The organism is Burkholderia sp. MS455 (genome assembly GCF_016899445.1).
Taxonomy (GTDB): Bacteria; Pseudomonadota; Gammaproteobacteria; order Burkholderiales; family Burkholderiaceae; genus Burkholderia; species Burkholderia pyrrocinia_C.
Genome location: NZ_CP041779.1, coordinates 1,783,399 through 1,809,655, shown reverse-complemented (window position 1 = coordinate 1,809,655; position 26,257 = coordinate 1,783,399). Strand labels below are relative to the sequence as shown.

The 26,257-nt window shown below is 70.2% G+C and carries 22 protein-coding genes and 2 riboswitches; of the genes, 7 read left to right on the top strand and 15 right to left on the bottom strand.

What is annotated here, in order from left to right; genetic code table 11:
- Positions 1 to 31: 31 nt before the first annotated feature.
- Genes FPJ27_RS27420 through cbiE form a run of 3 tightly spaced genes read right to left on the bottom strand, consistent with a single transcriptional unit; the run spans position 32 to position 3,083 of the window.
- Entirely contained in the window at positions 32 to 763 is a 732-nt protein-coding gene (locus FPJ27_RS27420) for a cobalt-precorrin-6A reductase (RefSeq protein WP_204423309.1), read from the bottom strand.
- Entirely contained in the window at positions 760 to 1,848 is a 1,089-nt protein-coding gene (locus FPJ27_RS27415) for a cobalt-precorrin-5B (C(1))-methyltransferase (RefSeq protein ID WP_204423306.1), read from the bottom strand. Before FPJ27_RS27415 ends, FPJ27_RS27420 begins: the two co-directional genes overlap by 4 nt.
- Entirely contained in the window at positions 1,848 to 3,083 is a 1,236-nt protein-coding gene (gene cbiE, locus FPJ27_RS27410) for a precorrin-6y C5,15-methyltransferase (decarboxylating) subunit CbiE (RefSeq protein ID WP_204426359.1), read from the bottom strand. Before cbiE ends, FPJ27_RS27415 begins: the two co-directional genes overlap by 1 nt.
- A gap of 202 nt (positions 3,084 to 3,285) precedes the next feature.
- A riboswitch (cobalamin riboswitch) is annotated at positions 3,286 to 3,477 on the top strand.
- 107 nt (positions 3,478 to 3,584) lie between these two features.
- On the opposite strand from cbiE, the gene cobG reads away from it, so the two are divergent.
- From cobG to FPJ27_RS27385, 5 genes are all read left to right on the top strand, one after another.
- Entirely contained in the window at positions 3,585 to 4,958 is a 1,374-nt protein-coding gene (gene cobG / locus FPJ27_RS27405; protein WP_239483396.1) for a precorrin-3B synthase, read from the top strand.
- The gene (locus FPJ27_RS27400; protein WP_105390176.1) at positions 4,951 to 5,577 is read left to right on the top strand and encodes a precorrin-8X methylmutase; all 627 of its coding nucleotides are present in this window, start codon (positions 4,951 to 4,953) and stop codon (positions 5,575 to 5,577) included. Before cobG ends, FPJ27_RS27400 begins: the two co-directional genes overlap by 8 nt.
- Positions 5,574 to 6,308, top strand: a complete 735-nt coding sequence (locus tag FPJ27_RS27395) for a precorrin-2 C(20)-methyltransferase (RefSeq protein ID WP_034184173.1) — start codon at positions 5,574 to 5,576, stop codon at positions 6,306 to 6,308. The genes FPJ27_RS27400 and FPJ27_RS27395 overlap by 4 nt, the downstream gene beginning before the upstream one ends.
- Positions 6,305 to 8,014, top strand: a complete 1,710-nt coding sequence (gene cobJ / locus FPJ27_RS27390) for a precorrin-3B C(17)-methyltransferase (RefSeq protein ID WP_204423304.1) — start codon at positions 6,305 to 6,307, stop codon at positions 8,012 to 8,014. Before FPJ27_RS27395 ends, cobJ begins: the two co-directional genes overlap by 4 nt.
- Before the next feature lie 519 nt (positions 8,015 to 8,533).
- A complete protein-coding gene (locus FPJ27_RS27385; protein ID WP_204423303.1) occupies positions 8,534 to 9,889 on the top strand; it encodes a chitinase in 1,356 nt (451 codons plus the stop codon).
- Between the two features lie 177 nt (positions 9,890 to 10,066).
- Here the strand turns inward: FPJ27_RS27385 and FPJ27_RS27380 are convergent, their stop codons facing one another.
- From FPJ27_RS27380 to FPJ27_RS27365, 4 genes are all read right to left on the bottom strand, one after another.
- Entirely contained in the window at positions 10,067 to 10,810 is a 744-nt protein-coding gene (locus tag FPJ27_RS27380) for an IclR family transcriptional regulator (RefSeq protein ID WP_204423302.1), read from the bottom strand.
- A 53-nt stretch (positions 10,811 to 10,863) separates the two neighbouring features.
- A complete protein-coding gene (locus tag FPJ27_RS27375; protein ID WP_204423299.1) occupies positions 10,864 to 12,030 on the bottom strand; it encodes an acyl-CoA dehydrogenase family protein in 1,167 nt (388 codons plus the stop codon).
- A 112-nt stretch (positions 12,031 to 12,142) separates the two neighbouring features.
- Positions 12,143 to 13,444: a citrate:proton symporter gene (locus tag FPJ27_RS27370; protein WP_204423297.1), complete on the bottom strand. Its 1,302-nt coding sequence runs from the start codon at positions 13,442 to 13,444 to the stop codon at positions 12,143 to 12,145.
- Between the two features lie 127 nt (positions 13,445 to 13,571).
- On the bottom strand, positions 13,572 to 14,735 hold the full coding sequence (locus FPJ27_RS27365) for a CoA transferase (protein WP_072441005.1): 1,164 nt from the start codon (positions 14,733 to 14,735) through the stop codon (positions 13,572 to 13,574).
- Positions 14,736 to 15,010: 275 nt separating this feature from the next.
- Here FPJ27_RS27365 and FPJ27_RS27360 point away from each other — a divergent pair, with 275 nt between their 5' ends.
- On the top strand, positions 15,011 to 15,268 hold the full coding sequence (locus FPJ27_RS27360; protein ID WP_204423294.1) for a hypothetical protein: 258 nt from the start codon (positions 15,011 to 15,013) through the stop codon (positions 15,266 to 15,268).
- Between the two features lie 149 nt (positions 15,269 to 15,417).
- On the top strand, positions 15,418 to 15,840 hold the full coding sequence (locus FPJ27_RS27355) for an NUDIX hydrolase (protein WP_072441002.1): 423 nt from the start codon (positions 15,418 to 15,420) through the stop codon (positions 15,838 to 15,840).
- A gap of 21 nt (positions 15,841 to 15,861) precedes the next feature.
- Here the strand turns inward: FPJ27_RS27355 and FPJ27_RS27350 are convergent, their stop codons facing one another.
- The 8 genes from FPJ27_RS27350 to FPJ27_RS27315 form a co-directional block, all read right to left on the bottom strand.
- Complete coding sequence (locus FPJ27_RS27350; RefSeq protein WP_204423292.1) at positions 15,862 to 16,188, bottom strand: low molecular weight protein tyrosine phosphatase family protein; 327 nt, start codon at positions 16,186 to 16,188, stop codon at positions 15,862 to 15,864.
- A 32-nt stretch (positions 16,189 to 16,220) separates the two neighbouring features.
- A complete protein-coding gene (locus FPJ27_RS27345) occupies positions 16,221 to 16,793 on the bottom strand; it encodes a DUF1993 domain-containing protein (RefSeq protein WP_204423289.1) in 573 nt (190 codons plus the stop codon).
- Between the two features lie 173 nt (positions 16,794 to 16,966).
- Entirely contained in the window at positions 16,967 to 17,419 is a 453-nt protein-coding gene (locus tag FPJ27_RS27340; RefSeq protein ID WP_034184162.1) for a YaiI/YqxD family protein, read from the bottom strand.
- A 91-nt stretch (positions 17,420 to 17,510) separates the two neighbouring features.
- On the bottom strand, positions 17,511 to 18,119 hold the full coding sequence (locus FPJ27_RS27335; RefSeq protein ID WP_204423287.1) for a VWA domain-containing protein: 609 nt from the start codon (positions 18,117 to 18,119) through the stop codon (positions 17,511 to 17,513).
- Between the two features lie 68 nt (positions 18,120 to 18,187).
- The gene (locus FPJ27_RS27330; RefSeq protein ID WP_204423283.1) at positions 18,188 to 19,273 is read right to left on the bottom strand and encodes an ATP-binding protein; all 1,086 of its coding nucleotides are present in this window, start codon (positions 19,271 to 19,273) and stop codon (positions 18,188 to 18,190) included.
- Positions 19,270 to 23,079 carry a cobaltochelatase subunit CobN gene (cobN, locus tag FPJ27_RS27325; protein WP_204423281.1) on the bottom strand — a complete coding sequence of 1,270 codons (3,810 nt, stop codon included), beginning with the start codon at positions 23,077 to 23,079 and terminating at the stop codon, positions 19,270 to 19,272. Before cobN ends, FPJ27_RS27330 begins: the two co-directional genes overlap by 4 nt.
- Positions 23,080 to 23,085: 6 nt before the next feature.
- A complete protein-coding gene (gene cobW, locus FPJ27_RS27320; RefSeq protein WP_204423279.1) occupies positions 23,086 to 24,174 on the bottom strand; it encodes a cobalamin biosynthesis protein CobW in 1,089 nt (362 codons plus the stop codon).
- Between the two features lie 25 nt (positions 24,175 to 24,199).
- Positions 24,200 to 25,258: a HoxN/HupN/NixA family nickel/cobalt transporter gene (locus tag FPJ27_RS27315; protein WP_072440977.1), complete on the bottom strand. Its 1,059-nt coding sequence runs from the start codon at positions 25,256 to 25,258 to the stop codon at positions 24,200 to 24,202.
- A gap of 187 nt (positions 25,259 to 25,445) precedes the next feature.
- Positions 25,446 to 25,710, bottom strand: a riboswitch (cobalamin riboswitch).
- Between the last annotated feature and the right edge of the window lie 547 nt (positions 25,711 to 26,257).

Here is a 26,257-nt window from a genome sequence, read left to right as displayed (position 1 = left end):
GTCAATTCGTTGGACGATCGGCCGCGCGCCGTCACGCGCGCGCGGCCGGATCGAGTGCGTCGAGCAGCGCGGCGGCCGAGTCGAACGCGCGGTCGGCGTCGGGCAGCGGCGGCCGCCGCAGCATCACGACCGGCAGCCTGCGTTCGCGCGCGACGTCGAGCTTGGCCTCGGTGGCCGCACCGCCGCTGTTCTTGCTGACGACGACGTCGATCCCCATCAGCGCGAACAGCGCGCGCTCGCCGTCGAGCGTGAACGGCCCGCGCGCGGCGACGATCTGCGCGCGCGCGTTGCCGGGATGCGGGTCGAGGCAGCGCACGAGCCAGAACTGGTGCGGCGGGATCGCGTCGAGATGCGCGAGCGGCTCGCGGCCGAGCGTGAACAGCGGCCGCTTGAACGGCGCGAGCGCGGCCTCGATGCCGGCCCAGTCGTCGACCATTCGCCAGTCGTCGCCGGGTTGCGGCACCCATGGCGCGCGGCGCAGCGCCCACAGCGGCACGCCCGCGTCGCGCGTCGCGGCAGCCGCGTTCGCGCTGATTCGTGCGGCATACGGATGCGTCGCGTCGATCACGAGGCCGATGCCGGCGCCGCGCAGATACGCGGCCAAGCCGGCGGCGCCGCCGAAACCGCCGACGCGCACGTCGCAGCGCAGGTCGTCGGGCACCTTGCCGAGGCCGGCCAGGCTATACACGTGGTGCGGACCGAGTGCACGCGCGATTTTCAGCGCATCGCCGGTGCCGCCGAGCAGCAGGATGCGCGCGCTCATCGCGCCTGCCCGACGAAGCGGCCCTGCCGGTCGATCGCGAACATCTCGACGGCGACCGATGGCGGCACGATATCGCGCGCGACGCGCAGCGCCCGCGCGCAGACGAGATCGCCGAGCGGCACGCCCGCGGCCAGCGCCAGCTTCAGCGCCTCCTGGCTCGTGTTCGCGGCGCGCATCGCCGCCTGCAGCGCATCGCTCGCGCCGGCCTCGGCCGCCCACTGCGCGAGCAGCGGCAGGTCGATGCTCGAATGGCGGCTGTGCAGGTCGAGGTGGCCGGCCGCGAGCTTGCTGAGCTTGCCGAAGCCGCCGCACATCGACAGCCGCGCGACCGGCGCGCGCCGCAGATGCTTGAGCACCGCGCCCGCGAAATCGCCCATCTCGACCAGCGCCATGTCGGGCAGGTGGTAGTGCGCGCGCATCGCGTCCTCGCTCGTATTGCCCGTGCATGCGGCGATATGCTGGATGCCGTTCGCGCGCGCGACGTCGATGCCCTGGTGGATCGACGCGATATAGGCCGAGCACGAGAACGGCCGCACGATGCCGGTCGTGCCGAGAATCGACAACCCGCCGACGATGCCGAGGCGCGGGTTCATCGTCTTCAGCGCGAGCGCTTCGCCGCCTTCGACGCCGATCGTCACGTCGAAGCCGCCCGTGTAGCCGTGCTCGGCCGCCAGCGCGTCGAGGTGCGTCGTCATCATCCGGCGCGGCACTGGGTTGATCGCCGGTTCGCCGACCGGCAGCGTCAGCCCCGCACGCGTGACCGTGCCGACGCCCGGCCCCGCGTGAAAACGCACGCCGGGCGCCGCCGCGAGCGCGACGCGCGCGAAGATCAGCGCGCCGTGCGTGACGTCCGGATCGTCGCCGGCATCCTTGATCGTGCCGGCTTCGGCGCCGTCGGCCGTGATCCGGCAGAACTCGAGCCGCATCATCACGCGCTGCCCCTTCGGCAGCACGATCTCGACCGCATCGTCCGCGTGGCCCGCGAGCAGCAGGCGCGCGGCCGCGAGCGACGTCGCGGTCGCGCAGCTGCCGGTCGTATAGCCGAAGCGCAGCGGCGCGTGCTGTTCGGGGGTTTCGTCGCGCATCACGCGTCCATCGGGTTCGACGGTCCGGCCGCGTCGGGCTTGCGCACGTCGTACAGCGTGACCGGCAACGGCTGCCGCCAGGTATCGAAGCGGCCGAGCGGTTCGGCATGCGCGAGCGACACCCGCGTGAGCGTGCCGCCGTGCACATCGCGCCACGCGGCGAGCGCCATCTCGCCCTGCAGCGTGACCGCGTTCGCGACCAGCCGGCCGCCGGGTTTCAGCGACGACCAGCACGCGTCGAGCACGCCGGGCGCCGTCGCACCGCCGCCGATGAAGATCGCATCCGGCGCGGCGAGCCCGGCGAGCGCATCGGGCGCGCGCCCCGCGACGAGTTGCAGGCCCGGCACGCCGAGCGCGTCGCGGTTGTGCTCGATGTAGCGCTGCCGCTCCGCATGCGCTTCGATCGCAATCGCCTGGCATGACGGATGCGCACGCATCCATTCGATGCCGATCGAGCCGCTGCCGGCGCCGACGTCCCACAGCAGCTCGCCGGGCGCGGGCGCGAGGCGCCCGAGCGTCATCGCGCGCAGGTCGCGCTTGGTGAGCTGACCGTCGTGGCGGTACGCATCGTCGGGCAGGCCGGGCGTGAGCGCGCGGCGCGGCGCGTCGGGGCCGGCCTGGCAGTCGAGCGCGACGAGATTGAGCGCGGCCGTTTCGTCGACGTTCCAGTCCTGCGCGAGGCCGTCGAGACGCCGCTCGAGCGGGCCGCCCAGATGTTCGAACACGCTGATGCGCGTCGGCCCGAAGCCGCGTGCGGCGAGTTCGGCCGCGACGGCGGCCGGCGTGCGGCCGTCGGCGCTCAGCACGAACAGGCGCCGGCCCGGCAGCAGGTGGCGCGCAAGCGTCGCGAGCGGACGCCCGACGAGCGACACCGCGCCGATATCCTGCAGCGCCCAGCCGAGGCGCGCGGCCGCGAGCGACAGCGACGACGGCGCGGGCAGGACGCGCCATTCGTCGGGGGAAAGCTCGCGCGCGAGCGTGGCGCCGACGCCGAACAGCATCGGGTCGCCGCTCGCGAGCACGCAGACGGGCGACAGGCGACGCGCGAGCACGCCCGCGACGTCGAACGGCGACGGCCACGTTTCGCGCGCGGCCGGCAGCCGTGCGGGCAGCATGTCGAGATGCCGCTGCGCGCCGACGACGAGCGTCGCGTCGAGCAGCGCGCGCCGCGCGCTGCGTCCGAGCCCCGCGTAACCGTCGTCGCCGATGCCCACTACCGTCAGCCACGCCGTCATGCACCCTTCCCCATCGTTCGATTCCATCGTGTCGCCGCGCGGCCGAAAAAAGGCCGGCGCAGCCGTCCGCATTGCGAAAGACGGCATGGTACCGTGTTCCATCCCGCGTTTCACCTGCCGGCCCGCCGGCGCCGGGCCAACCCCCGTTTCGTCCGCCGAGAACGGCTTTCCGGTCGCGAGTCGCGGTCGAAATCGGGTATCCTACGGCCGTTCGTTCGCCGGTGCCCTTCGGGGCCGAAGAGGGAACACAGGGCGCGCCGCGCGCCGCTGTGGCTGCCCCCGCAACTGTAGACAGCGAGCCGATCTCCCCCTCACGCCACTGGTTCGACCGGGAAGGCCGGGAGCCGGCGCCGACCTGTCAGCCAGGAGACCTGCCGGCCAGAAAGTGCGTGCGTGCCAGTCGGCGTCGGGCGGGGTGTACCGATGCGTTGGCCCGCGGCGCGACACTGTCCCGATACCCCGTTGAGTTCCGCCCCCGATTCGATTCCTGCGTCGCCCGTCGTGCGCCCGTCGGCCTGCCCGGGGCTCGTGCGCGTCGTCGCGGCCGCCGATGGCGGGCTGTGCCGGATCAAGCTGCCGGGCGGCCGGCTCGACGCGCGCCAGGCGCGCGCGATCGCCGCCGCCGCGCGCACATACGGCTCCGGCGCGATCGACGCGACCAATCGTGCGAATCTGCAGCTACGCGGCATTCGCGACGGCGCGGCCGACGCGCTGACGCGCGCGTTGCTCGACGCGGGGCTCGGCCCGCGCGCCGATGTCACCGCAAAATCGACCGCGGACGCAACCGCCGATGCGGCCGCGCTCGCCGCGAGCGACGACGTCCGCAATGTCATGCTCAGCCCGCTCGCCGGACACGACCCCGCCGCGCTCGTCGACAGCCGCGCGCTCGCCGTTCCGCTGCTCGACATGCTGGCAAGCGAGCCGCGCCGCGGCGAGCTGTCGCCGAAATTCGCGATCCAGCTCGACGGCGGCGAATCGGTCGCGGCGCTCGATCATCCGCACGACATCTGGCTCGCCGCATGGCGCCGCGGCGACGGCGTGGTGCGCATCGCGGCCGGGCTGGCCGGCTGCCCGCCGGTCGCGCACGGCGACACGCCTGCTTCGGTCGATGTGTCGCCCGACCAGAGCGTCGCGCTCGTCCGCGCGCTGCTGCTCGCGTTCCTCGATCTCGCGTCGGCCGACGTCACGCGGATGCGGGCACTGCTCGCGACGTGCGGCGAACGCGCGTTGCTCGATCGCGCGCAGCACTACCTGCCCTTCCCGCTCACGGCCGATCCCGCGCTCGCCGGCTGGCGGCGCAGGCGTTCCGATGCCGCACTGCGTTTCGGCGCGCGTTTGTCGCTCGACGCGGCGCGCTGCAGCGTCGGCGCGCAATTCGTGCTCGGGCGGCTCGATGCAATGCAACTGGAACGGCTCGCCGCATTGGCCGAAGCCGACGGCGACGGCACGCTGTCGATGACGCCGTGGCAAGGCGTGTTCATCCACGGCGTGTCGCACGCACGCGCACCGGCCACGCTCGATGCGCTCGCGGCGCTCGGCCTCGTCTGCGCATCGTCCGACCCGCTTGCGACGCTCGTCGCGTGCACCGGCAGCGCGGGCTGCGCGAAAGCGCACGCCGACACGAAACGCGACGCGCTCGCGCTCGCCGCGCGCATCGGCCATCCGGTCGACGTGCACCTGACCGGCTGCGGGCGCCACTGCGCGCTGCCGCATCCCGCTGCGTACACGCTGGTCGCGGTCGCGCCCGCGCACTACGACCTTTACCGGCGCGACGCCGCCACGGGCCTCGGCGCCCCGCTCGCGCGCCATCTGACGATTGACCAGGCCGCGGCCCGACTGACGGGCACGGCACAGCCAGGACACACCGATGCTTGACTACATTCGCGACGGGCAGGAAATCTACCGCCAGTCGTTCGCGACGATCCGCGCCGAGGCCGACCTGTCGCACGTTCCGCCCGATCTCGAGAAACTCGCGGTGCGCGTGATCCACGCGTGCGGGATGGTCGACGTCGTCTACGACCTGCGCTTCTCGGCCGGCGCCGGCACCGCGGGCCGCACCGCGCTCGCGGCCGGCGCGCCGATCCTGTGCGACGCGAAGATGGTTGCCGAAGGCATCACGCGCGCGCGGCTGCCGGCCGGCAATCCCGTGATCTGCACGCTCGGCGAGCCGGAGGTGCCCGACCTCGCGCGCCATCTCGGCAACACGCGCTCGGCCGCCGCGCTCGAACTGTGGCGCCCGCATCTCGCGGGCAGCGTCGTCGTGATCGGCAATGCGCCGACCGCGCTGTTCCACCTGCTCGACATGATCGACGCCGGCGCGCCGCGCCCCGCGCTGATCCTCGGATTCCCGGTCGGCTTCATCGGCGCGGCCGAATCGAAGGCGATGCTCGACGCCGACAGCCGCGGCGTGCCGTACGTCGCGCTGCTCGGCCGGCGCGGCGGCAGCGCGATGGCGGCCGCCGCGGTCAACGCGCTCGCGACGGAGGTCGAATGACGACCGCACGCGGACGCCTGTTCGGGGTCGGCGTCGGCCCCGGCGACCCCGAACTGATGACGATCAAGGCGCTGCGCGTGCTGCAGGCCGCGCCCGTGGTCGCGTATTTCGTCGCGAAGGGCAAGAAAGGCAATGCTTACGGCATCGTCGAAGCGCACCTGCTCGACACGCAAACGCAGCTGCCGCTCGTCTATCCGGTGACGACCGAGGCATTGCCGCCGCCGCTCTGCTACGAGACGGTGATCGCCGACTTCTACGATACGGCCGCGGAAATCGTCGCGGCGCACCTCGACGCGGGCCGCGACGTCGCGGTGATCTGCGAAGGCGACCCGTTCTTCTACGGCTCGTACATGTACCTGCACGACCGCCTCGCACCGCGCTACGACACCGAGGTCATCCCGGGCGTGTGCGCCATGCTCGGCGGCACGGCCGTGCTCGGCCAGCCGCTCGTCTATCGCAACCAGAGCCTGTCGGTGCTGTCGGGCGTGCTGCCCGAGCACGAGCTGCGCGCGCGGCTCGCGCAGGCCGACGCGGCCGTCGTGATGAAGCTCGGCCGCAATTTCGACAAGGTGCGGCGCGTGCTCGACGAACTCGGGCTCGCGAAGCGCGCGCTGTATGTCGAGCGCGCGACGATGGCGAGCCAGCGCATCGTGCCGCTCGACGAAGTCGACCCGATGGCGTCGCCGTATTTCTCGCTGCTCGTCGTGCCGGGGGAAAAATGGCAAGGATGACGACTCCGCCCGCGATCGTGATTCTCGGCGCGGGTGCGCTCGACACCGCACGGCGGATCCAGGCGCGCTACCCGGGCGCCCGCGTGCACGGGCTCGCGTCGCGCGTCGATGCCGGCGAGCCGTTCGACGAACTCGGCGCGCACCTGCGCGAACTCTATGCGCGCGGTTTGCCGATCGTCGCGCTGTGCGCGGCCGGCATCGTGATTCGCTGCCTCGCGCCCGCATTGGCCGACAAGGGCGTCGAGCCGCCGGTGCTCGCGGTCGCGGAGGACGGCTCGGCCGTCGTGCCGCTGCTCGGCGGGCTGGCGGGCGTCAACGCGATCGCGCGCGAAATCGCCGATTGGCTCGGCGTCGCGCCGGCGATCACGACGAGCGGCGAACTGCGCTTCGGCGCATGCGTGCTCAATCCGCCCGAAGGCTATGCGCTCGCCGATCTCGCGCAGGGCAAGCGTTTCGTGTCCGACCTGCTCGCGGGCGCGTCGACGCGCATCGACGGCGCGGCGCCGTGGCTCGACGACGTCGCGCTGCCGCGCGACGACGCAGCCGCGCATGCGATCCGCGTGACGCCCGATGCATGGCGCGGCACGCGCGACGAACTCGTGATCCATCCGCGCAGCGTGGTGGTCGGCGTCGATGCGCAAACCGTGCACGCGAACGAAGCGCTCGCCGCGCGCATCGAAGCCGCGCTCGACGCACAAGGCCTCGCGCGGCTGGCGCTCGCGGCCATCGTCGCGCCGGCGTCGGCGATCGGCGAAGCCGTGCTGGAGGAAGCGGCGCAAACGCTCGGCGTGCCGCTGCGCTTCGTCGATGTCGACGGTGACGCGCAAGCCGATGCGGCCACGCTGCTCGGCCGCGCATTGCGTGTCGCGCACACGCTGCGCGCAGCGTCGAACGGGCTCGCATGCGCGGTCGCGTCGCATCCGGTCGATCCCGCCACGCTCGGCCGTGCGCGCGGCCGCCTGACGGTGCTCGGCCTCGGCCCGGGCGCCGCCGTGTGGCTCACGCCGGCCGCGCGCGCCGCGCTCGCGGAGGCGACCGACATCCTCGGCTACACGACCTACGTGAACATGGCCGGCCCGTTCCGTGCGGACCAGCGCGTGCACGGCACCGACAATCGCGAGGAAATGCAGCGCGCGCGTCATGCGTTCGAACTCGCGGCCGAAGGCCGGCGCGTCGTGGTCGTGTCGTCGGGCGACCCCGGCGTGTTCGCGATGGCCGCGGCCGTGCTCGAAGCGCTCGACGAGTCTCGCGATCCGCAATGGGCCGCGGTCGACCTGCGCGTGGAACCCGGCGTCTCGGCGTCGCTCGCGACCGCCGCGCAAGCCGGCGCACCGCTCGGCCACGACTTCTGCGCGATCTCTCTGTCCGACAACCTGAAGCCGTGGGACGTGATCGAGACGCGCCTGCGGCATGCGGCCCAAGCCGATCTCGTGATGGCGTTCTACAACCCGATCTCGCGTGCGCGGCCGTGGCAGCTCGATCGCGCGCTCGATGTCGTGCGCGCGCATCGTGCGGCCGATACGGTGGTCGTGCTCGGGCGCGACATCGGCCGGCCGGGCGCGACGCTCGCGACGACGACGCTCGGCGCGCTGCGCAGCGACCAGGTCGACATGCGCACGATGGTGATCGTCGGCTCGTCGACCACACGGCGTTTCGCGATCGACGGCGGACGCGAGTGGGTCTATACGCCGCGCTGGTATCGCTGAACGCGGTCGGCGCGTGAACCGGGCGCCGCGCACGTCGGCATGCCCGGTGCCGGCCGCGCTGCCGGTTCGCCAGAAGCGGTACGCGAGCACGCCGACGATGGCCCGCGCAACGACGGCGAACGCGACGCTGCCGGCCCATCCCCACCGATGCCAGCCGGGACCGGCAGGATCGCCCCGAAACTGCCGCCGAAGTAATAGCAGGACAGGTAGATGCCGAGCGCCGTCGCGCTTGCGCGCTCGCTGGTGCAACCTGCATCGGCGTAATGCGACGTGAGTGACGTGAGCGCCGCGCATCGGGCTTCATGCGATCGGGAAAATCGCCCGCGCGATGCATTACGGAACGGTGTCGAATCGGCAAGATCGTTACGTATCGGGAATCAAATAACAAAAAGAACTCCTGACCATTCACTATTCGGCGCGAATCCTCCAAGATGGGCACGCCGCCGCTCGGGCATGCCCGATCGTCCGCCCGGCGGCGATACGCGGGCCAGCGTATCCCTCTTCCACTTGGAGAACACAATGAACAACAACGTGTTGCAGCGTTTCATCCCGCGTGCGCTTGCCGCGGGCTGTCTGCTCGCCGCCGCGAGCGTGTCCCACGGCGCCGGCGTCTATGCGCCGTTTGTCGACGTGACGCTCTATCCGACGCCGCTCGTCGACCAGATCGGCGTCCGGCAAGGCATCCAGCAGTTCACGCTCGCGTTCGTGGTCGCGGGCAGCGGCTGCGCGCCGTCGTGGGGCGGCGTGCAGCCGATCGGCAACGGCGCGAGCGGCGGCCTGCTCACCGCGCTGTCGACGTCGATCGCGAGCTACCGCGCGAAAGGCGGCGAAGTCGCCGTGTCGTTCGGCGGCGCGAACGGCACGCCGCTGATGCAGGCCTGCTCGACGGTTCCCGCGCTGAAGACCGCCTACCAGACGGTGATCGACACATATGGCCTCACGCATATCGACTTCGACATCGAAGGTGCGTCGCAGCAGGACAGCGCCGCGGTCGCGCGCAACTTCCAGGCCGTCGCGCAACTGCAGTCCGACTATGCGGCGAAGGGCAAGCCGCTGCACGTCACGCTGACGCTGCCGACGATGCCGACCGGGCTCACGCAGGACGGCGTGAACGTCGTCAACGCGGCGATCGCGAACAAGACGACGTTCGATGCCGTGAACCTGATGACGATGGACTACGGCCCCGCGAACATCGACATGGGCGCGGCCGCGATCAGCGCCGCGCAGGCGCTGTATTCGCAGCTCGACACCGCGTTCAAGTCGGCCGGCCAGCCGAAGACCGGCGCGCAACTGTGGCAGATGGTGGGGGTGACGCCGATGATCGGCGTGAACGACGTGCAGGGCGAGATCTTCACGCTTGCGAACGCGCAAAGCGTGCTGAACGCGGCGGTCGACAACGGCTACGGGTTCTTCGGCAACTGGTCGGTCGGCCGCGACCAGCCGTGCCCGAACAACGGCGCGTATGCGTCGCCGACCTGCTCGGGCGTCGCGCAGCAGCCGTACGCGTTCGCGGCGATCTTCCGCAAGCTCGACGGCAAGTGGGGCGCGGGCGTCACGCAGGACCCGAACTACGGCGGCGGCTCGGACGGCGGCACGCCGCAGCCGGGCGCGCCCTGGGCGGCCGGCCAGGTCTATACGGCCGGCGCGACGGTCACCTACCAGGGCACGACGTACCAGGCGCAATGGTGGACGCAGGGCGACGTGCCCGGCCAGGCGGCCGTGTGGAAGCCGGTCGGCGGCGGCTCGCCCGTGTGGTCGGCGACGACCGCCTACCAGGGCGGCACGTGCGTGATGTACCAGGGCGCGAAGTACTGCGCGAAATGGTGGACCCAGGGCGACAACCCGAGTGCCGGCGGCGTGTGGGTGAAGTCGTGATGACGCAACGCACCGGCGCATGATGCGCGGCGGGCCGTTTCCGGCGCGGCAGGATCGAATGCCGGAACGGCTCGTCACGCTTCGCCATGAAAAACACCCCAAAGGCTGGATCGGTGCTCGACCCTTGGGGTGCAGTTCAGACTGCTGGCCCGCTACTGGCCCTCGCGTGCCGCTACCCTACCCGCGCGCGTTTTCGGCCAGCAGCCGCGCCTTCGCGTCGACGAGCAGCGCCGCATGCGCGTCGCGATGCTGACGAATCCGCTCGGTCGGCCCGACGACCGACAGCCCGTACCAGTCGCCGTCGAGCGTCAGCGCGACCGCGATCGCCGACAGCTCGGGCGCGCTTTCGCCGAAGTTCTCGGCCCAGCCGAGTTCGCGAAACCGTGCGGTTTGCGCGACGAGCGCCGGCAGGTCCGCGACCGTCGCGTCGGTGAAGCGCTCGAACGGCAACTGCGCGCCGAGCGCCTGCTGCGCATCGCCGGCGAGTTCCGCGAAGATCGCCTTGCCGATCGAGTTCGCGTGCAGCGGGCGCAGCTCGCCCGGCCGGCGCGTATAGCGGATCGCCTGCTCCGATTCGACGACGTCGAGGTACGTGACCGACAGGCCCTGGATCTTGCCGAGCACGGCTGTCTCGCGGCTCGCGTCGCGCAGCGCGACGAGATGCGGATGCACGATGTCGACGACGGGATCGGTCGCGTCGATCGCGGCGGCGATCGTCTGCAGGCGCCGCGTCGGGTAGTAGCCGCCGCGCTTGCGCACTTCGTACAGGTAGCCGCGGCTCACGAGCGTGCGCGCCATCGCGAGGCAGCTCGACGCCGGCACGTTGAGCAGGCGCGCGAGTTCGGTCAGCGGCAGCGGCCGCCGTTCGGCGGCGAACAGCTCGAACAGGTCGAGCGTGCGGGCAACGAGTTTGACGTCCATGACGAGCGCTTGATTCGGAACGGGAAACCGCGCGCCGGGCGGGCCGCCGCGCGTCAGTACGACTTCGGCAGCCCGAGCACCTTCTCCGCGATATAGCACAGGATCAGTTGCGGGCTCACGGGCGCGAGCCTCGGAATCATACACTCGCGCAGGTAGCGCTCGACATGGTATTCCTTCGCGTAGCCCATTCCGCCGTGCGTCGCGATCGCCGTCTGGCACGCGTGGAACGCGGCTTCCGCGCCGAGGTATTTCGCCGCGTTCGCCTCCGCGCCGCACGACTGCCCCGCGTCGTAGCGTGTCGCGGCCTTCATCACCATCAACCACGCGGCCTCGAGTTGCATCCACGCCAGCGCGAGCGGATGCTGGATCGACTGGTTCTGCCCGATCGGCCGGCCGAACACGACGCGCTCGCATGCATATTGCGTCGCGCGGCGCAGCGCGGCCTGCCCGAGCCCGATCGCCTCCGCGGCGATCAGGATCCGTTCGGGATTCAGCCCGTGCAGCAGATAGCGGAAGCCGTCGCCTTCGCTGCCGATCAGGTCGTCGCGCGACACGCGCAGGTTGTCGATGAACAGCATGTTCGAATCGACGGCCTTGCGGCCCATCTTCTCGATCTCGCGCACCTCGACGCGCGAGCGATCGAGGTCGGTATAGAACAGGCTCAGCCCGTCGGTCGGCTTCGCGACCTGGTCGAGCGGCGTCGTGCGCGCGATGATCAGCATCTTGTTCGCGACCTGCGCGGTCGAGATCCAGATCTTGCGCCCGCTCAGCACGTAGTGGTCGCCGTCGCGGCGCGCCTGCGTGGTCAGGTGCGTGGTGTCGAGGCCCGCGTCGGGTTCCGTCACCGCGAAGCACGCCTTGTCGCGCCCGGCGATCAGCGGCGGCAGGAAGCGCGCCTTCTGCGCGTCGTTGCCGAACACCTGCACCGGATTCAGCCCGAAGATGTTCATGTGGACGGCCGACGCGCCGGACAGGCCGGCGCCCGACGCACTGATCGTGCGCATCATCAGCGCGGCCTCGGTCATCCCGAGCCCGGCGCCGCCGTAAGCCGGGTCCATCGCGATGCCGAGCCAGCCGGCCTCGGCGAGCGCCGCGTGGAAATCGGCCGGAAACCCGCCCGCGCGGTCGCGTTCGAGCCAGTAGTCGTCGCCGAAGCGCGCGCAAATTTTCTCGATCGCGCTTTCGATCGCGCGCTGGTCGTCGGTCAGGTCGAATTGCATGGACTGCTCTCCCGGAAAACGTGAACGGCCGCGCCGTTCTCAAGAAAACGCCGGGCCGCCCGAAGGAAGTCCCGTCGGGGGACCTGGCGCGAAGCGACAGGTCCGGGGGCGCTCATAACGGAAACACGCCCGTCGCGACCGCGGCGAAGACCATCAGCACGGTGGCGGCGAACAGGAACGGAATCGTGAATTTCTGGTGCTCGGCGAGCTCGACGCCGGTCAGCCCGACGATCAGGAACGTCGCGGGCGTGAGCGGGCTCACCGGAAAGCCCGTCGTCATCTGGCCGAGCAGCGCGGCCTGCGCCATCTGGATCGGCGGCACGCCGAGCACCTTGCCGCTTTCCGCGAGCACCGGCAGCACGCCGAAATAAAACGAATCGGGGTCGAACAGCAGGCTGAGCGGCATCGACAGCAGCCCGAGCACGAACGGCATGTGGCGCGCATGCTCGACCGGCACGTGCGCGACGACGACTTCCGCCATTGCCTTCAGCATCCCGGTGCCGGACATGATGCCGGTGAACGCGCCGGCCGCGAGCAGCACGCTCGCCATCATCAGCGCGGCCTTCGCATGCGCGTCGATCCGTTCGCGCTGGGCCTGCACGTCCGGGTAGTTGATCACGAGCGCGGCGACCGTGCCGAGCATGAACATCACCATCGGGTCGACGATGCCCGACACCAGCGTGCCGAGCACGACGAGCGTCAGCGCAAGATTGATGCGAAAGCGCCCAGGCCGGCGCAGCGCGCGTTCGGCGTCGGTCAGCTCGCGCGGCGCGATTGCGAGCGATGCCGCGCCGGCGCGATCGAGCCCGAGCCGTTTCGCCTCGCGCGCGCCGAGCACGTACGCGGTGCCGAACACGAACGCGAGCCCGACGATCTGCACCGGAATCATCGGCATGAAGATCGCCGAGCCGGGAATGTGCAGCGCCGCCGACGCGCGCAGCATCGGCCCGACCCACGGCAGGAAGTTGACGCCGGCCGCCATCGACGCGACGCACGCAAGGATGCGGCGATCCATCCCGAGCCGCGTATAGAGCGGCATCATCGCGGGCAGCGTGACGAGAAACGTGACGGCGCCCGAACCGTCGAGATGGATCAGCAGCGCGAGCAGCGCCGAGCCCATCACGATGCGCGGCGGATGGCAGCCGATCACGCGCAGCACGCCCGCGATGATCGGGTCGAGCATCCCCGCATCGGTGAGGATGCCGAAAAATAGAATCGCAAAAACGAACATCCCGGCGATCGGGCCGATGTTCTGTACGCCATGCACGATGAACTTGCCGGTCGTCAGCCCGAAACCGGCCGCGAGCGACGCGGCCACCGGCACGACGATCAGCGCCACGAGCGGCGACAGCCGCTTCGTGATGATCAGGCCGAACAGCGCGACGATGGCGATCGCGCCGATCCATGCGAGCATGATGCGTCTCCTCTTCAGCCGGTGCGTACGTGCGCGGGCCGGCGTGGTGTCCGAATTGGGGGCGTACGGCCCGCTCGGCCGTGCGCCGCCGTCGGGCGCGCGGCACGGCCGGCGGCCGCGCTGCCGGTCAGTCCCGGCGGTTGGCGCGATCATTATCGGCGTCGGCAAAAACCTGCGCCGCGTGTTCGTTCAGCGCGGGCGGCGGCCGCCGGTACGTGGCCGGCGTGCGGCCGAGCTTGATCGGCGACGCGATGCCGCGATGCCGGCCCAGCTCGACCTTCATCTGCCGATGCGCGACATGCGGATGGTCGAGCGCCGCATCGAGCCCCAGCACGGGCGCGCATGGCACGCCGCGGCGCATCAGTTGCTCGGCGAGCGCCGCGCCGTCGTGTCCGGCCAGCGCCGTTTCGACGAGCGCGCGCAGCGCGGCGCGGTTCGCGCTGCGCGCGCGGTTGTCCGCGAAACGCGGATCGTCGGGCCAGTCGCGCGTGCCGAGCACGTCGCACAGCGCCGCGAACTGCCCGTTGTTGCCGACCGCGAGAAAGATGTCGACGGTGGCCGTCGGAAAGCTGTCGTACGGCGTGATGTTCGGATGCGCGTTGCCGGTGCGCACGGGCGCGTTGCCCGAATGGAAGAAGTTCGGCGTATGCGGATGCAGGATCGACAGCGCGCAGTCGAACAGCGTCGATTCGACGAACTGGCCGCGGCCGCTCGCGTCGCGCTCGCGCAGCGCCATCAGCACGCCGAGCGCCGCGTTCAGTCCGGTCACGAGATCGACGATCGGAACACCGACGCGCAACGGCGCGCCGCCCGCTTCTCCGTTCACGCTCATCAGCCCCGCAAGCGCCTGCACGGCCGCATCGTAGCCGGGTAGCCCGCCGAGCGGGCCGTCCGCGCCGAAGCCCGATACGCGGCAATAAACGAGCCGCGGAAACCGCGCATGCAGCGTGTCGAAGCCGAGCCCCCAGCGCTCCATCGTGCCGATCTTGAAGTTCTCGACGATGGCGTCCGCGTGTTCGAGCAGGCCGAGCAGCCGCTCGCGGTCGTCCGGTTGTGTCAGGTCGAGCGCGACGCCGAGCTTGTTGCGGTTCACGCCGAGGAAGTACGACGCGGTGTCGCCGTCGAACGGCGGGCCCCACGTGCGCGTCTCGTCGCCGGACGGCGGTTCGACCTTGATCACCTCCGCGCCGTGGTCGGCGAGGATCTGCGTCGCGTACGGGCCGCCCAGCACCCGCGACAGATCGACGATGCGCAATCCCGCCAGCGCGCCCTGCTGCTCCCGTTCCGCCATGTGTCCCGCTCCTGGTTCCGGTTGATCGGACTGCCGGTTCCGGCGGCCGGCGCCTGCGGCGCGACTTTCCGGATTCGGCGAATAATTCTTGTATGTGAATTTATATTCACACTCAGGAATTATGTTGTCAAGCCCGGATGCATCCGGCCGAAGCGCGGATAACACAGCCGGGCGCAACTGGAGACGACACCGAATCCGCGCCGGTTGCGGCACCAGCCCGCCCTTCGTTAAGCTGGCGGGCAACGTTCATCTCGAAAAAGCAAGGCGGAATATTCATGAAACGGATCCTGCTGGCAGCCTTCATGCTGGCGTCGACGCTCGGTGTCGGACACGCGCAAACCCGGACTTTCCATTTCGGCGAAGGACAGACGCAGATGCCGGCCGCGGCACCGCAGGCCGCCGCGCCAGCCGCACGGCCCGCGCCCGCGCGCCGGCACGTGACGGTGCCGCCCCATCACCGGCGCGCCGTTCACACGCGCCGCCATTCGCGCCACGTGAAGCCGACGCGCAGCGGGATCTACACGCACGCGTAACCTGGCGCAGGCGGCGCGATGCCGTGCACGGAACTGTCACGAACGGCCGGTATGATCGCTGCGGCTGCCTGCATGCCCGTCGCGGCCCGCTGCCGGATAACGAACCGCCGACGCATTTTCTCCACGATTCAGCACCTGTTTTGCCGAACATGAGTACCGGGCCGGACACCCTCGCCGTCATCAAGGAACGCGCCACCATCGTGTGCTGCCAGCGCAGCAGCGTGCTGCTGGTCGCCCGCACCGCGTCGCGCTGGTCGCTGCCGGGCGGCACGATCCGGCGCGGCGAGACGCCGCTCGAGGCCGCGCAGCGGGAGCTCGCCGAGGAAACGCGGCTGGAGGGGCTTGCGCTCGACTACGCGGTGCAATTCGGCGGACTGACGAAGCTGCATCACGTGTTCGTGGCCGACGTGCCGGCGCACCTGACGCCGCGCGCGAGCAACGAGATCGCCCGCTGCAAGTGGTTCGCCGTCGACCGGCTCGAATCGCTCCGGGCGAGCGTGCCGACGCGCAAGATCATCGAGCTGCTGCGCCTCGACTGCTTCTCGGAAATCGCGAACGGCCCGCCGCGCTGACGTCGATGTCGCCCGCGCCGGTCACGCGCGCAGGAACGGGCCGGCCTTGCGTTCGAGCAGCACGACGAGTTCGGGCTGCATGAACGCGTAACGGTCGGGGATATCGAGGCAGACGATCTTCTTGTGCTTCAGGTGAGCGCCGAATTGTGCCGACAGCCTCGCCTTGTGTGCGCGCTCCATCACGACGACGATGTCCGCCCAATCGAGCTGCTCGGCGGACAGGCGCGTATCCGCATCGGGCGCGAGGCCCGCGGAGTCGGTCTCGACATCCGGCCACGCGGCGAATACCGCTTCGGCCGTCGGGCTGCGCAGCCGGTTGCGGCTGCAGATGAACAGTGCCCGTGTCATGCCGCTTCGCTGCCTGCCGGCCCGCTCGCCAATCACCCTTGCGGAATCGTGCCGGGCCGCACGTACGCGAGCATGTGCGGCACGTAGTCGGCCTTGCCGAGTTCGACGCCGTGATGGCGCAGGATCGCGTACGCGGCGATCGCATGGAAGTAGAACTGCGGCAGCGCCCAGTCGCGCGCGTACTGTTCGCCCGTCATGTCGAATGCGATCCCGTTCGGCATTTCGAGCGCGATCGGGAGCGCGGCGCCGCCATCGAGCGCATCCGGCGCGAGTTCGCCGAGAAACGCGAGCGTGCCCGCGATGATCGCCTGCGCGTCGCTCAGCGAGCCGGGCTGCGCATCCGCGTTCCATCCGGCTTCGCGCAATGCCAGCAGCGCGGCCGGCAGCGGCTCGCCGCGCAGCCGGTAGACCGGCTCCATTGCCTGGAAGCACGAGAAGCGCACCTGTGCGGCGAGCGGATACATGTCGGCCGCCAGCTTCAGCGTCATCGCCGCATCGGGCTCGCCGCCCGCGGCCTGCCGGTGTGCGGCAGCCTTGTCGAGCCACGCGGACTGCGCGCGCAGCATCTGGGTAAACGTCGGAACGAGAAGTTGGGTCGGCGACACGTGTGCGCTCCTGTGTAGTGGTTCGCGCCACGATAGCAGCGTCGGCGAAAACCTGCATCCGGACCAGGGCGAAGCACACGTTCCGATGCGGATCCTGCGCATGGCACGCGTGGCGCGTGCGAGCGTTTCCGTATGCGGAACGATCGATTGCGCCACGCGGCCGAAACGCGGCCTTACGGCTTGCCGTATCGCGCCAGGAACCGGTCGAGTTGCGATGCAAACGTCTTGCCGTCGCGCGCGCTGAACGGCGCCGGCCCGCCCGTGTCGATGCCCGTGCTGCGCAACTGCTCCATCATCGCGCGCGTCGACAGGCGTTCCTCGATGTTCTCGCGGCTGAACCAGTTGCCGCGCGGGTCGAGCGCATGCGCGCCCTTGTCGAGCACGGCGGCAGCCAGCGGGATGTCGGCGGTGATCACGAGGTCGCCGGCCTCGGCCAGCTCGACGATGCGCGCGTCAGCCACGTCGAAGCCGGCCGGTACCTGCACCGCCTTGATGAACGGCGACGGCGGCGTGCGCAGAAACTGGTTCGCGACCAGCGTCACGCGGATTTCGGCACGACGCGCGGCGCGAAACAGCATGTCCTTGATGACGGCGGGACACGCGTCGGCATCGACCAGTACTTGCATGGCGGGTTTTCCAATGGGCTGAAGCAGAAGCGGCGATGATAGCGCACCACCGGCCGCGGCCCTGGGCCGACATACCGCCCGCTCAGCCCGATCAACCCGCGAGGCCCACGCAAAGCGCATCGGCCGTCACCCACTGCGCGCCCCACGCATCGGCCAGCCGTGCACCCTGCCCGATCCGCACGGCCGCATCGTCGAAGTCGACGAATACGACGTGATCGGCCGCCGCGGGTTTCGCCGGCGCTTCGCGCGTGCGCCCGTCGGACAGCACCCACAGCCAGCGCTGCTTGCCGGGCTCGCGCCGCGCTTCGCGCGCGAGCAACTGCGCGGCGGCCGCGATGCCGTCCGCGAGCGGCGTGCCGCCGCCGCCGTCGACCGGTTCGAGCCAACGCGCGTTCCACCAGCGCGGCACGGCCGGGCCGAAGCGCCGCGCGGCGCCGTTGCCGCCGAAGCAGATCAGCGCGGTTTCGACGCGGTCGCGCGCGGCGCGATCGAAATACGCGACGATCAGCCCCTTCGCCAGCGCGAGCCGGTGGTGCGACAGCATCGACGCCGAACAGTCGAGCACGAAGCAATGCAGCGCATGCGGCGTGCCGGCCCGTTTCCGGAAGCGCAGATGGCCGAGGCGCAGCGAATCGCCGCGTTTCGCGGCGAGCGTCGCGGGCCACGCAACGGCCGTGCCGGCGCGCGCCGTGCCCGGCACGCGCGCGGCTGCGCCTGATTGCCATCGAGGACCGCGAACGGCGTTCGCGGCGGCACTTGCTCGATGGCTCAGCGTTTTTTTAGCGGCAGCGGCACGACGCTTTTCACGTCGCGCAGCCCGGCCGGTTCGGGCGGCAGGTAGCCCCAGTCGCCCTGCGATGCGGCCGTGTCGTTCTTCGTCGCTCCCGGTTGGTTCTCCGGCCGCTGGCGCGCATCCGGCGGCGAGCGATCGTCACGTTCATCACGTTCGCGGTCCGGCTGCGACGCGCCGGAAGATGGTGGCGCACCCGCATGGCGCCGGTGCCGCAGCACCGCTTCGGCCACGCGCTCCACATGCGACACCGTCACCGCATCGGCCCGTTCCAGCGCGGCGAGTGCACGCGCGGCGCGCAGCATCACGAGATCGGCGCGCAGCCCGTCGACGGCCGCGTCGATGCACAGCGCGCTGACGCGCGCATGCACCGCATCGTCGAAATCGAGCATCGCCAGCCGCGCTCGCGCCGCATGAATCCGGTCGCCGAGTTCGCGCTGCGCGGCTGCATGACGAGCGCGGAACGCATCCGGATCGAGATCGAATGCAAGCCGCGCCTTCACGATCCGCTCGCGCTGCGCGGCATCGAAGCAGTTCTCGAGTTCGACCATCAGCCCGAAGCGGTCGAGCAACTGCGGGCGTAGCTCGCCTTCCTCCGGATTCATCGTGCCGACCAGCACGAAGCGCGCGTCGTGCGCATGCGATACGCCATCGCGCTCGACGATATTCACGCCGCTCGCGGCGACGTCGAGCAGCGTATCGACGAGGCCGTCGGCGAGCAGGTTCACTTCGTCGACATACAGCACGCCGAGATGCGCGCGCGCCAGCAGGCCAGGCCGGAAGCGGACGCCGTTTTCAGCCAGCGCATGCGCGAGATCGAGCGTGCCGGTCACCTGTTCGTCGCTCGCCGACAGCGGCAGCGTGACGAACTGCCCTTCGGGCAGCAGCTCCGCGAGGCCCCGCGCGGCGGTCGATTTCGCGGTGCCGCGCGGCCCGCTCACCAGCACGCCGCCGAGCGACGGGTCGATCGCGGCAAGTAGCAGCGCCTGCTGCAACGCGTCCTGCGCGACGAGCGCCGCAAACGGAAAGACCGCGCGCGCGCGGTGCAGCGTCGGATCGGTCATCGCCGTCCTCCTTCCTGGAGTTGTTCGCTTTCGAGCCAGACCGCTTCGATCCGCTCGCGATAATCGCCCGGCTGCTGCCACAGGCCACGCTGCATCGCCTCGACGAAGCGTTCGCAGATGCCGTGCAGCGCCTTCGGGTTGTGCCGTTCGAGGAACGCGCGCGTGTCGTCGTCGAACAGGTATGCGTCGGCGACGAGTGCGTACTGGTGGTCGGACAGCACGCGCGCGGTCGCGTCATAGCCGTACAGGTAGTCGACGGTCGCGGCCAGCTCGGCCGCGCCCTTGTAGCCGTGGCGCTTCACGCCGTCGAGCCATTTCGGGTTGACGACGCGCGAGCGGATCACGCGCGCAATCTCCTCGCGCAGCGTGCGCATCTTCGGCGCGGCCGGGTTCGCATGGTCGCCGTGGTAAATGCTCGGCTGCTGCCCGGACAAGTGCCGCACGGCCGCCGTCATCCCGCCCTGGAACTGGTAATAGTCGTTCGAATCGAGGATGTCGTGCTCGCGGCTGTCCTGGTTCTGCACGACGACGTCGATCGTCGCCAGCCGCTCGCCGAACACGTCGGGCGCGGCGTCGCCCGCGCTGTTCTGCGCGTACGCATGGCCGCCCCATTGGCGGTACGCATCGGCGAGATCGGCGTCGGTCTGCCAGCGGCGCTGGTCGATCAGGTCCTGCAGGCCCGCGCCGTAGCTGCCCGGCCGCGCGCCGAACACGCGCCAGCCGGCGCGGCGCCGCGCTTCGTCGGGCGGCACGCCCTGCGCGATCCATTTCGCGCGTTCGCGCTCGATGCGCGCGCGGACCGGGTTCAGCTCCTCGGGCTCGTCGAGCGCGGCGACGGCCTGCACGGCCGCGTCGAACAGGTGCATCAGGTTCGGGAACGCGTCGCGGAAGAAGCCCGACACGCGCAGCGTTACGTCGATGCGCGGCCGGTCGAAAATCTCGATCGGCAGGATCTCGAAATCGGTCACGCGATGGCTGCCGTGCGCCCATTTCGGCCGCACGCCGAGCAGCGCGAACGCCTGCGCGATGTCGTCGCCGCCCGTGCGCATCGTCGCCGTGCCCCACACGGACAGGCCGATCGCGCGCGGATAGTCGCCGTGATCCTGCAGATGGCGCTCGATCAGTTGCTGCGCGGATTTCAGGCCGAGCGACCACGCGGCCTGCGTCGGCACCGCGCGTGTGTCGACCGAGTAGAAGTTGCGCCCGGTCGGCAGCACGTCGGGGCGGCCGCGCGACGGCGAGCCGCTCGGCCCCGGCGGCACGAAGCGGCCGTCGAGCCCGCGCAGCAGCTGGCGCATTTCCTCGCCGCCGCATGCGTCGAGCGCGGGCATCAGCGTCGAGCGGACGCGTTCGATCACCGCGAGCGTATGCGGCCATTCGCCGGGCGGCGTCGTATCGGCGCCGGGGTTGCCGCCGGTGGCCGCGCACAGCCCGTCCAGCCATTGCTGCGCGAGCCGTTCGAGCCGCTCGCGCGTATCGCCCGCATGACGCCACGGCGACGCGTCGAGCGCCTGCAGGATCGCCGGCCGCGGGCCGGCCCACGGCGCGGCCCAGTCGGCCGACAGCGGATCGAAATCGTCGCCGAGCATCAGGTCGCGTGCGAGCGCACCGATCAACCCGGCGCGCGCGCCCTTGCCGTCGCCGACCGGAAAGCGCGCGAGCGCAAGCAGCGTGTCGCGCCGCTGGCGATCGGCCGGCGACGCGCCGAACACATGCAGCCCGTCGCGAATCTGCGCTTCCTTCAATTCGCACAGCCACGCGTCGACGCGCGTCAGCAGCGCATCCTCGTCGCCCGCGTCGCGCGGCGGCGATACGCTCAGTTCGTCGTGCAGCCGGTGTTCGGCGATCGTCGCGAGAATCGTCTTCCTCAGCAGCTTCGCGCGCCGCGCATCGACCATCAGCGCTTCGTAGTATTCGTCGACCTGCCGCTCGAGATCCTGCAGCGGGCCGTAATTTTCCGCGCGCGTGAGCGGCGGCATCAGATGATCGACGATCACGGCCTGCGCGCGCCGCTTCGCCTGGCTGCCCTCGCCCGGATCGTTGACGATGAACGGATACAGGTGCGGCAGCGGCCCGAGCGTCAGGTCGGGCCAGCATGCGTCGGACAGCGCGACGCTCTTGCCCGGCAGCCATTCGAGGTTGCCGTGCTTGCCGAGATGGATGATCGCGTCGATGCGATACGCATCGCGCAGCCAGAAATAGAACGCGAGATACGCATGCGGCGGCACGAGATCCGCGTCGTGGTAGCTCGCGTAGTCGTTCTCGCCGCGCGAGCGCGACGGCTGGATGCCGACGAACACGTTGCCCGCGCGCCAGCCCGCGATCGTGAAACGCCCGTGGCGCAGCGTCGGGTCGGCTTGGGGCGGGCCCCAGCGCTCATTCAGCGCATCGCGCACGGCCGCAGGCAGCCGCGCGAAATGCGCGACGTAGTCGGCCAGCGCGAAACTCTGGAACGCCGGACGCAGCGCATGCACGGCCGCGTCGTTGGTCACGCCTTCGGTGAGCCGCGCGATCAGCGCGTCGCCGTCGGGCGGCAGGTCGGCCAGCGCGTAGCCCGCATCGCGCAGCGCAGCGAGCACGCGCAGCGCGGATGCCGGCGTGTCGAGCCCGACGCCGTTGCCGATCCGCCCTTCGCTTTGCGGATAGTTCGCGAGGATCAGCGCGATGCGCTTGCTCGCGTTGTCGAGCGTGCGCAGCCGGCACCAGCCGCGCGCGAGCGCCGCGACGAACGCGATCCGCTCCGTATCCGGCTGGTAGCGCACGACGTCGACCTCGGTGTGCGGGCAGCGATACGCGAGCCCCTTGAAGCTCACCGCGCGCGTGACGATGCGCCCGTCGACCTCGGGCAGCGCGATGTGCATCGCGATGTCGCGCGCATGCAAGCCCTGGTTGTCGGCGACCCACGCGTCGCGATTGCCGCCGGACAGGATCACCTGCAGCACCGGCGCGTCGCCGGCGAGCACCTCCGGCTCGGCGGCATCGATCGCGCCGGCCGCGAACGCGGTCGTGTTCAGCACGAGCGCGACGCCGTGCGTGTCGCAGAGCTGCGTGATGACCTCGCGGCTCACCGCGTCCTTCAGCGACGTCACCGCGATCGGCAGCGGATTCAGCCCTTCCCGAACGAGCGCGTCGGCCAGCGCGTCGAACACGGCCGTGTTCGCGGCCTGCCAGTGCGCGCGATAGAACAGGATCGCGACGACCGGCGCGCCGGGCGTCCAGCGCGGCCGCCAGTCGTCGACGCTCGCGCGGTCGCGCGCCGGGTGATACAGCGCGGCCGCCGGCAGCGGGCGCGGCAGCTCGGGTTCGTCGCCGAAGCCCAGCGTATGGAACGCGATGCTGCGCAACAGCGCTTCGGCGTTGTGCACACCGCCTTCGCGCAGGTAGCGCCACCACAGCCGGCACAGGTCCGGCGCGACCGTGCTTTTCGCGACGAGGTTCGGGTCTTCCTGCAGGTCGCCCGAGAACATCGCGAGTTGCTGGGCGCGCATCGACGCGAGCGACACGGCCTGCTCGATCCCGTACGGCCAGTACGCTTCGCCGCCGAGATGATCGATCACGACGGTTTTCGCGTGGCGCAGCACGTCGTCGACATAGAAATCGACGGACGCCGGCTGCCGCAGGAACGTGACGTTCGCGAGCCGCACGCTCGGGAAGCCGGCCGACAATTGCGGCACGACGCTCGCGAGCAGCGACAGCGTCGTGTCGGCCGAACTCAGGATCACGATGTCGGCCGGCTGCTGGTCGATCCGGACGACGCCCTGTGTATCGTCGACGAAGCCGCCCGGCGTGGTGCGCAGCAGATGCATCGTGCGTTACGCCTGTTGCGGTTCGGCCGCGCACGCGGCGTCGAACGCGCGTTGCAGCGCGGCCGCGTCGAGATCCTCGCCGATCAGCACGAACCGGCTCGCGCGCGTTTCGCCGTCCTGCCAGCGACGGTCGAAGTAGCTGTCGAAGCGGCGGCCGACGCCCTGGATCACGAGCCGCATCGGCGCGCCGGGCAGCGCGGCGAAGCCTTTCGCGCGGTAGATCGTGTGCGCTTCGACGACGCGCTGCAGCGCCGCGATCGTCGCTTCGCGCGTGCCCGCGTCGCCCGATACGACCACCGAGTCGAAGTCGTCGTGATGGTGGTCGTGATCGCCGTCGTCGGCCGAGCCGTGATGGTCGTGGCGCAGGTGGATCGTTTCCTCCGACGCCGATTCGAGCCCGAGCAGCATCGCGAGGTCGAGCTCGCCGCGCGTCGCGCGCACGATCTTCACCTGCGGCGGGATCTCGTCGCGGATCGCGGTTTCGATCTGCGCGAACTGCGCGTCGCCGACGAGATCGGCCTTGTTCACGATCACGAGATCGGCGGACGATAGTTGATCGGCGAACAGCTCGTGCAGCGGTGATTCGTGGTCGAGGTTCGGATCGGCGCGGCGCTGCGCGTCGACGGCCTGCGGGTTTTCCGCGAACTGGCCGCTCGCGGCGGCCGGCCCGTCGACGACGGTCACGACCGCGTCGACCGTGAAGCTGTTGCGGATCGTCGGCCAGTTGAACGCCTGCACGAGCGGCTTCGGCAGCGCGAGCCCCGACGTCTCGATCAGCACGTGGTCGATGTCCGCGCGGCGCTCGACGAGCGCTTCCATCACCGGATAGAACTCTTCCTGCACGGTGCAGCACAGGCAGCCGTTCGCGAGCTCGTAAAGCTGGCCCGACGCTTCGCCCTGCGCGCCTTCGGCATCCTCGCAGCCGATGCCGCAGCCCTTGAGGATTTCGCCGTCGATGCCGAGTTCGCCGAATTCGTTGACGATCACCGCGATGCGGCGGCCTTCGGCATGCTGCAGGATGTGGCGCATCAGCGTCGTCTTGCCGCTGCCGAGAAAGCCCGTGACGATCGTGACGGGCAGCTTGCGTAGGGTCATGGAATATCCAGGGTCGTAAGGGAAGTCAGGCCGAGATCGTCACGTCGATCTCGTCGTAGCGCTTTAACCGGTAGATCAGGGCCGACACGAGCCAGCATGCGAGGAACAGGCCGATCACGACGTAGCCGAGCATGCCGAAGTGCGACGCCACCATCGACGCGAAGTCCCACACCGGGCCTTGCAGCGACAGCTTGTCCGCGAGCAGCGCGAGCACCTCGATGCCGCCGATCAGCGCGGCGACCAGCACCGACACGAAGGTGATCGTCATGTTGTAGTAGATCTTGCGGATCGGCCGCACGTACGCCCAGCGATACGCGCCCATCATCAGGATGCCGTCGGTCGTATCGACCAGCGTCATGCCGGCGGTGAACAGCATCGGCAGCGCCATAACGGACCAGAACGATAGGCCGCCCTGCACCTGCGCCGCCGAGATGCCGAACAGCGCGATCTCGGTCGCCGTATCGAAGCCGAAGCCGAACAGGAACCCGACCGGATACAGGTGCCAGCTGCGCGACACGAGCCGGAACAGCGGACGGAACAGGCGCGCGAGCACGCCGCGCTGGTTCAGCAGCAGGTCGAGATCGGCGTCGACGATCGGCTCGCCGCGCCGCGCCGCGCGGAACGTCCGGTAGACGGAAATCAGGATCAGCAGGTTCGCGATCGCGAGCACCAGCAGGAAGAACGCCGACACGCTCGTGCTGATCACGCCGCCCCACGCTTTCATGCTCTCGAAGCGCGCGAGCGACGCGGCCGTGAACGCGACCACGACCGACATCACGATCACGACCGTCGAGTGGCCGAGCGAGAAGAACAGGCCCGCGCCGAGCGGGCTGCGACCCTCCTGCATCAGCTTGCGCGTGACGTTGTCGATGGCCGCGATGTGGTCGGCGTCGACTGCATGGCGCAGCCCGAACACGTACGCGAGCAGCGCGGTGCCGAGCAGCACGGGCTGGCCGTGGAAGGCGGCGAACGCCCAGATCCACGCACCTGCGTTGAAGGCGATCAGCAGCGCGTAGATCGCGACGATCTTGCCGCGCAGCCCGGACGGACTGTCGTTGAACAGGCGAAACAGCGAATCGAGCATGACGCTCCTTTGCGAACGGTCGACATGAAGAATGCCAACACGGCCGTCGCTGCGCGGCCCCGCGCGGTCCGGCCCTTCATCGGGCCGGATCATGCGCGCTCGCGCGGGCGGTCGGACGACGGGAATCGGGAAACGCTCGGGTGTCGGGCACGCTGCGGCCGTGGACGATGCGCCGCCTCCCCGCGGCGCTGAACCCCAACGTTTAGGCCGGTATCCGGGCTGACGAACACGCCGCTTCGCCTTCCCGGATGCGCAGGGCATCCAGTGGCGGTCGTCCGCATGCGCGCGGCATGCGGCGAAGCGGCGCTGCATCGCGGCGGGCACGATGCGTTCGCTTACCGTTGCGGGGGCAGCACAGGTTGGCTCGACTGCGACGCAGGCAGGCTCCCTGTTTCCCGTTTAACTGCGCGCACCGGAGGGCGCGCGCGAGCACCAAAACGCGTGCGAGTGTAGGCGCCGGGGGCGGGAGCGTCAAGGCGGCGAGTGGCAAGGTCGGCCGGATGAACCGGCGGGCACCGGATCCGGCGCGGGTATTCCGGGGGCATCGTCCGACTGTCTGACGCGCCCGGCAACCCGTGCGGGATCGAACGCGAAGTAGTACGGCTCGCCATCCGAAGCGGTTTTTCAGGATTGACGGTTGTTTACGTTGTCCGCAATAGCAAGGCTAGCGCCGCCGCAAGTGCAGGGTGGGGTTGCGCGCAGAAACGTTCATTCTCTCCGGAGATTCGGTTGATTGACGTTGCGCGGCCGATATTCGATTGTCCGATCCAGACAGTTTTCGATGATCGAGATAAACCACTGCGACACATTCGTTCAGACCATGAATATTGCCCGGTTGTATGTTGCCATCGTCGTATGGCTGTCGATGGCGCTCTTGTTTCCGTTTGCCCTGAAGGGGATGGATTCCCCCGTCGCAACGGTCGCGAAAGTACTGATGTGGTCGTACTGCATTCTGCAAACGCTACGGGAATCGAAGCGGTGCTTGTGAAGTAGCCTGCT

Coding starts and splice junctions, on each gene's coding strand:
- FPJ27_RS27420 (WP_204423309.1), bottom strand. CDS start 763: ATGAGCGCGCGCATCCTGCTGCTCGGCGGCACCGGCGATGCGCTGAAA.
- FPJ27_RS27415 (WP_204423306.1), bottom strand. CDS start 1,848: ATGCGCGACGAAACCCCCGAACAGCACGCGCCGCTGCGCTTCGGCTAT.
- cbiE (WP_204426359.1), bottom strand. CDS start 3,083: ATGACGGCGTGGCTGACGGTAGTGGGCATCGGCGACGACGGTTACGCG.
- FPJ27_RS27400 (WP_105390176.1), top strand. CDS start 4,951: ATGCTTGACTACATTCGCGACGGGCAGGAAATCTACCGCCAGTCGTTC.
- FPJ27_RS27395 (WP_034184173.1), top strand. CDS start 5,574: ATGACGACCGCACGCGGACGCCTGTTCGGGGTCGGCGTCGGCCCCGGC.
- cobJ (WP_204423304.1), top strand. CDS start 6,305: ATGACGACTCCGCCCGCGATCGTGATTCTCGGCGCGGGTGCGCTCGAC.
- FPJ27_RS27385 (WP_204423303.1), top strand. CDS start 8,534: ATGAACAACAACGTGTTGCAGCGTTTCATCCCGCGTGCGCTTGCCGCG.
- FPJ27_RS27380 (WP_204423302.1), bottom strand. CDS start 10,810: ATGGACGTCAAACTCGTTGCCCGCACGCTCGACCTGTTCGAGCTGTTC.
- FPJ27_RS27375 (WP_204423299.1), bottom strand. CDS start 12,030: ATGCAATTCGACCTGACCGACGACCAGCGCGCGATCGAAAGCGCGATC.
- FPJ27_RS27370 (WP_204423297.1), bottom strand. CDS start 13,444: ATGCTCGCATGGATCGGCGCGATCGCCATCGTCGCGCTGTTCGGCCTG.
- FPJ27_RS27365 (WP_072441005.1), bottom strand. CDS start 14,735: ATGGCGGAACGGGAGCAGCAGGGCGCGCTGGCGGGATTGCGCATCGTC.
- FPJ27_RS27360 (WP_204423294.1), top strand. CDS start 15,011: ATGAAACGGATCCTGCTGGCAGCCTTCATGCTGGCGTCGACGCTCGGT.
- FPJ27_RS27355 (WP_072441002.1), top strand. CDS start 15,418: ATGAGTACCGGGCCGGACACCCTCGCCGTCATCAAGGAACGCGCCACC.
- FPJ27_RS27350 (WP_204423292.1), bottom strand. CDS start 16,188: ATGACACGGGCACTGTTCATCTGCAGCCGCAACCGGCTGCGCAGCCCG.
- FPJ27_RS27340 (WP_034184162.1), bottom strand. CDS start 17,419: ATGCAAGTACTGGTCGATGCCGACGCGTGTCCCGCCGTCATCAAGGAC.
- FPJ27_RS27330 (WP_204423283.1), bottom strand. CDS start 19,273: ATGACCGATCCGACGCTGCACCGCGCGCGCGCGGTCTTTCCGTTTGCG.
- cobN (WP_204423281.1), bottom strand. CDS start 23,079: ATGCATCTGCTGCGCACCACGCCGGGCGGCTTCGTCGACGATACACAG.
- cobW (WP_204423279.1), bottom strand. CDS start 24,174: ATGACCCTACGCAAGCTGCCCGTCACGATCGTCACGGGCTTTCTCGGC.
- FPJ27_RS27315 (WP_072440977.1), bottom strand. CDS start 25,258: ATGCTCGATTCGCTGTTTCGCCTGTTCAACGACAGTCCGTCCGGGCTG.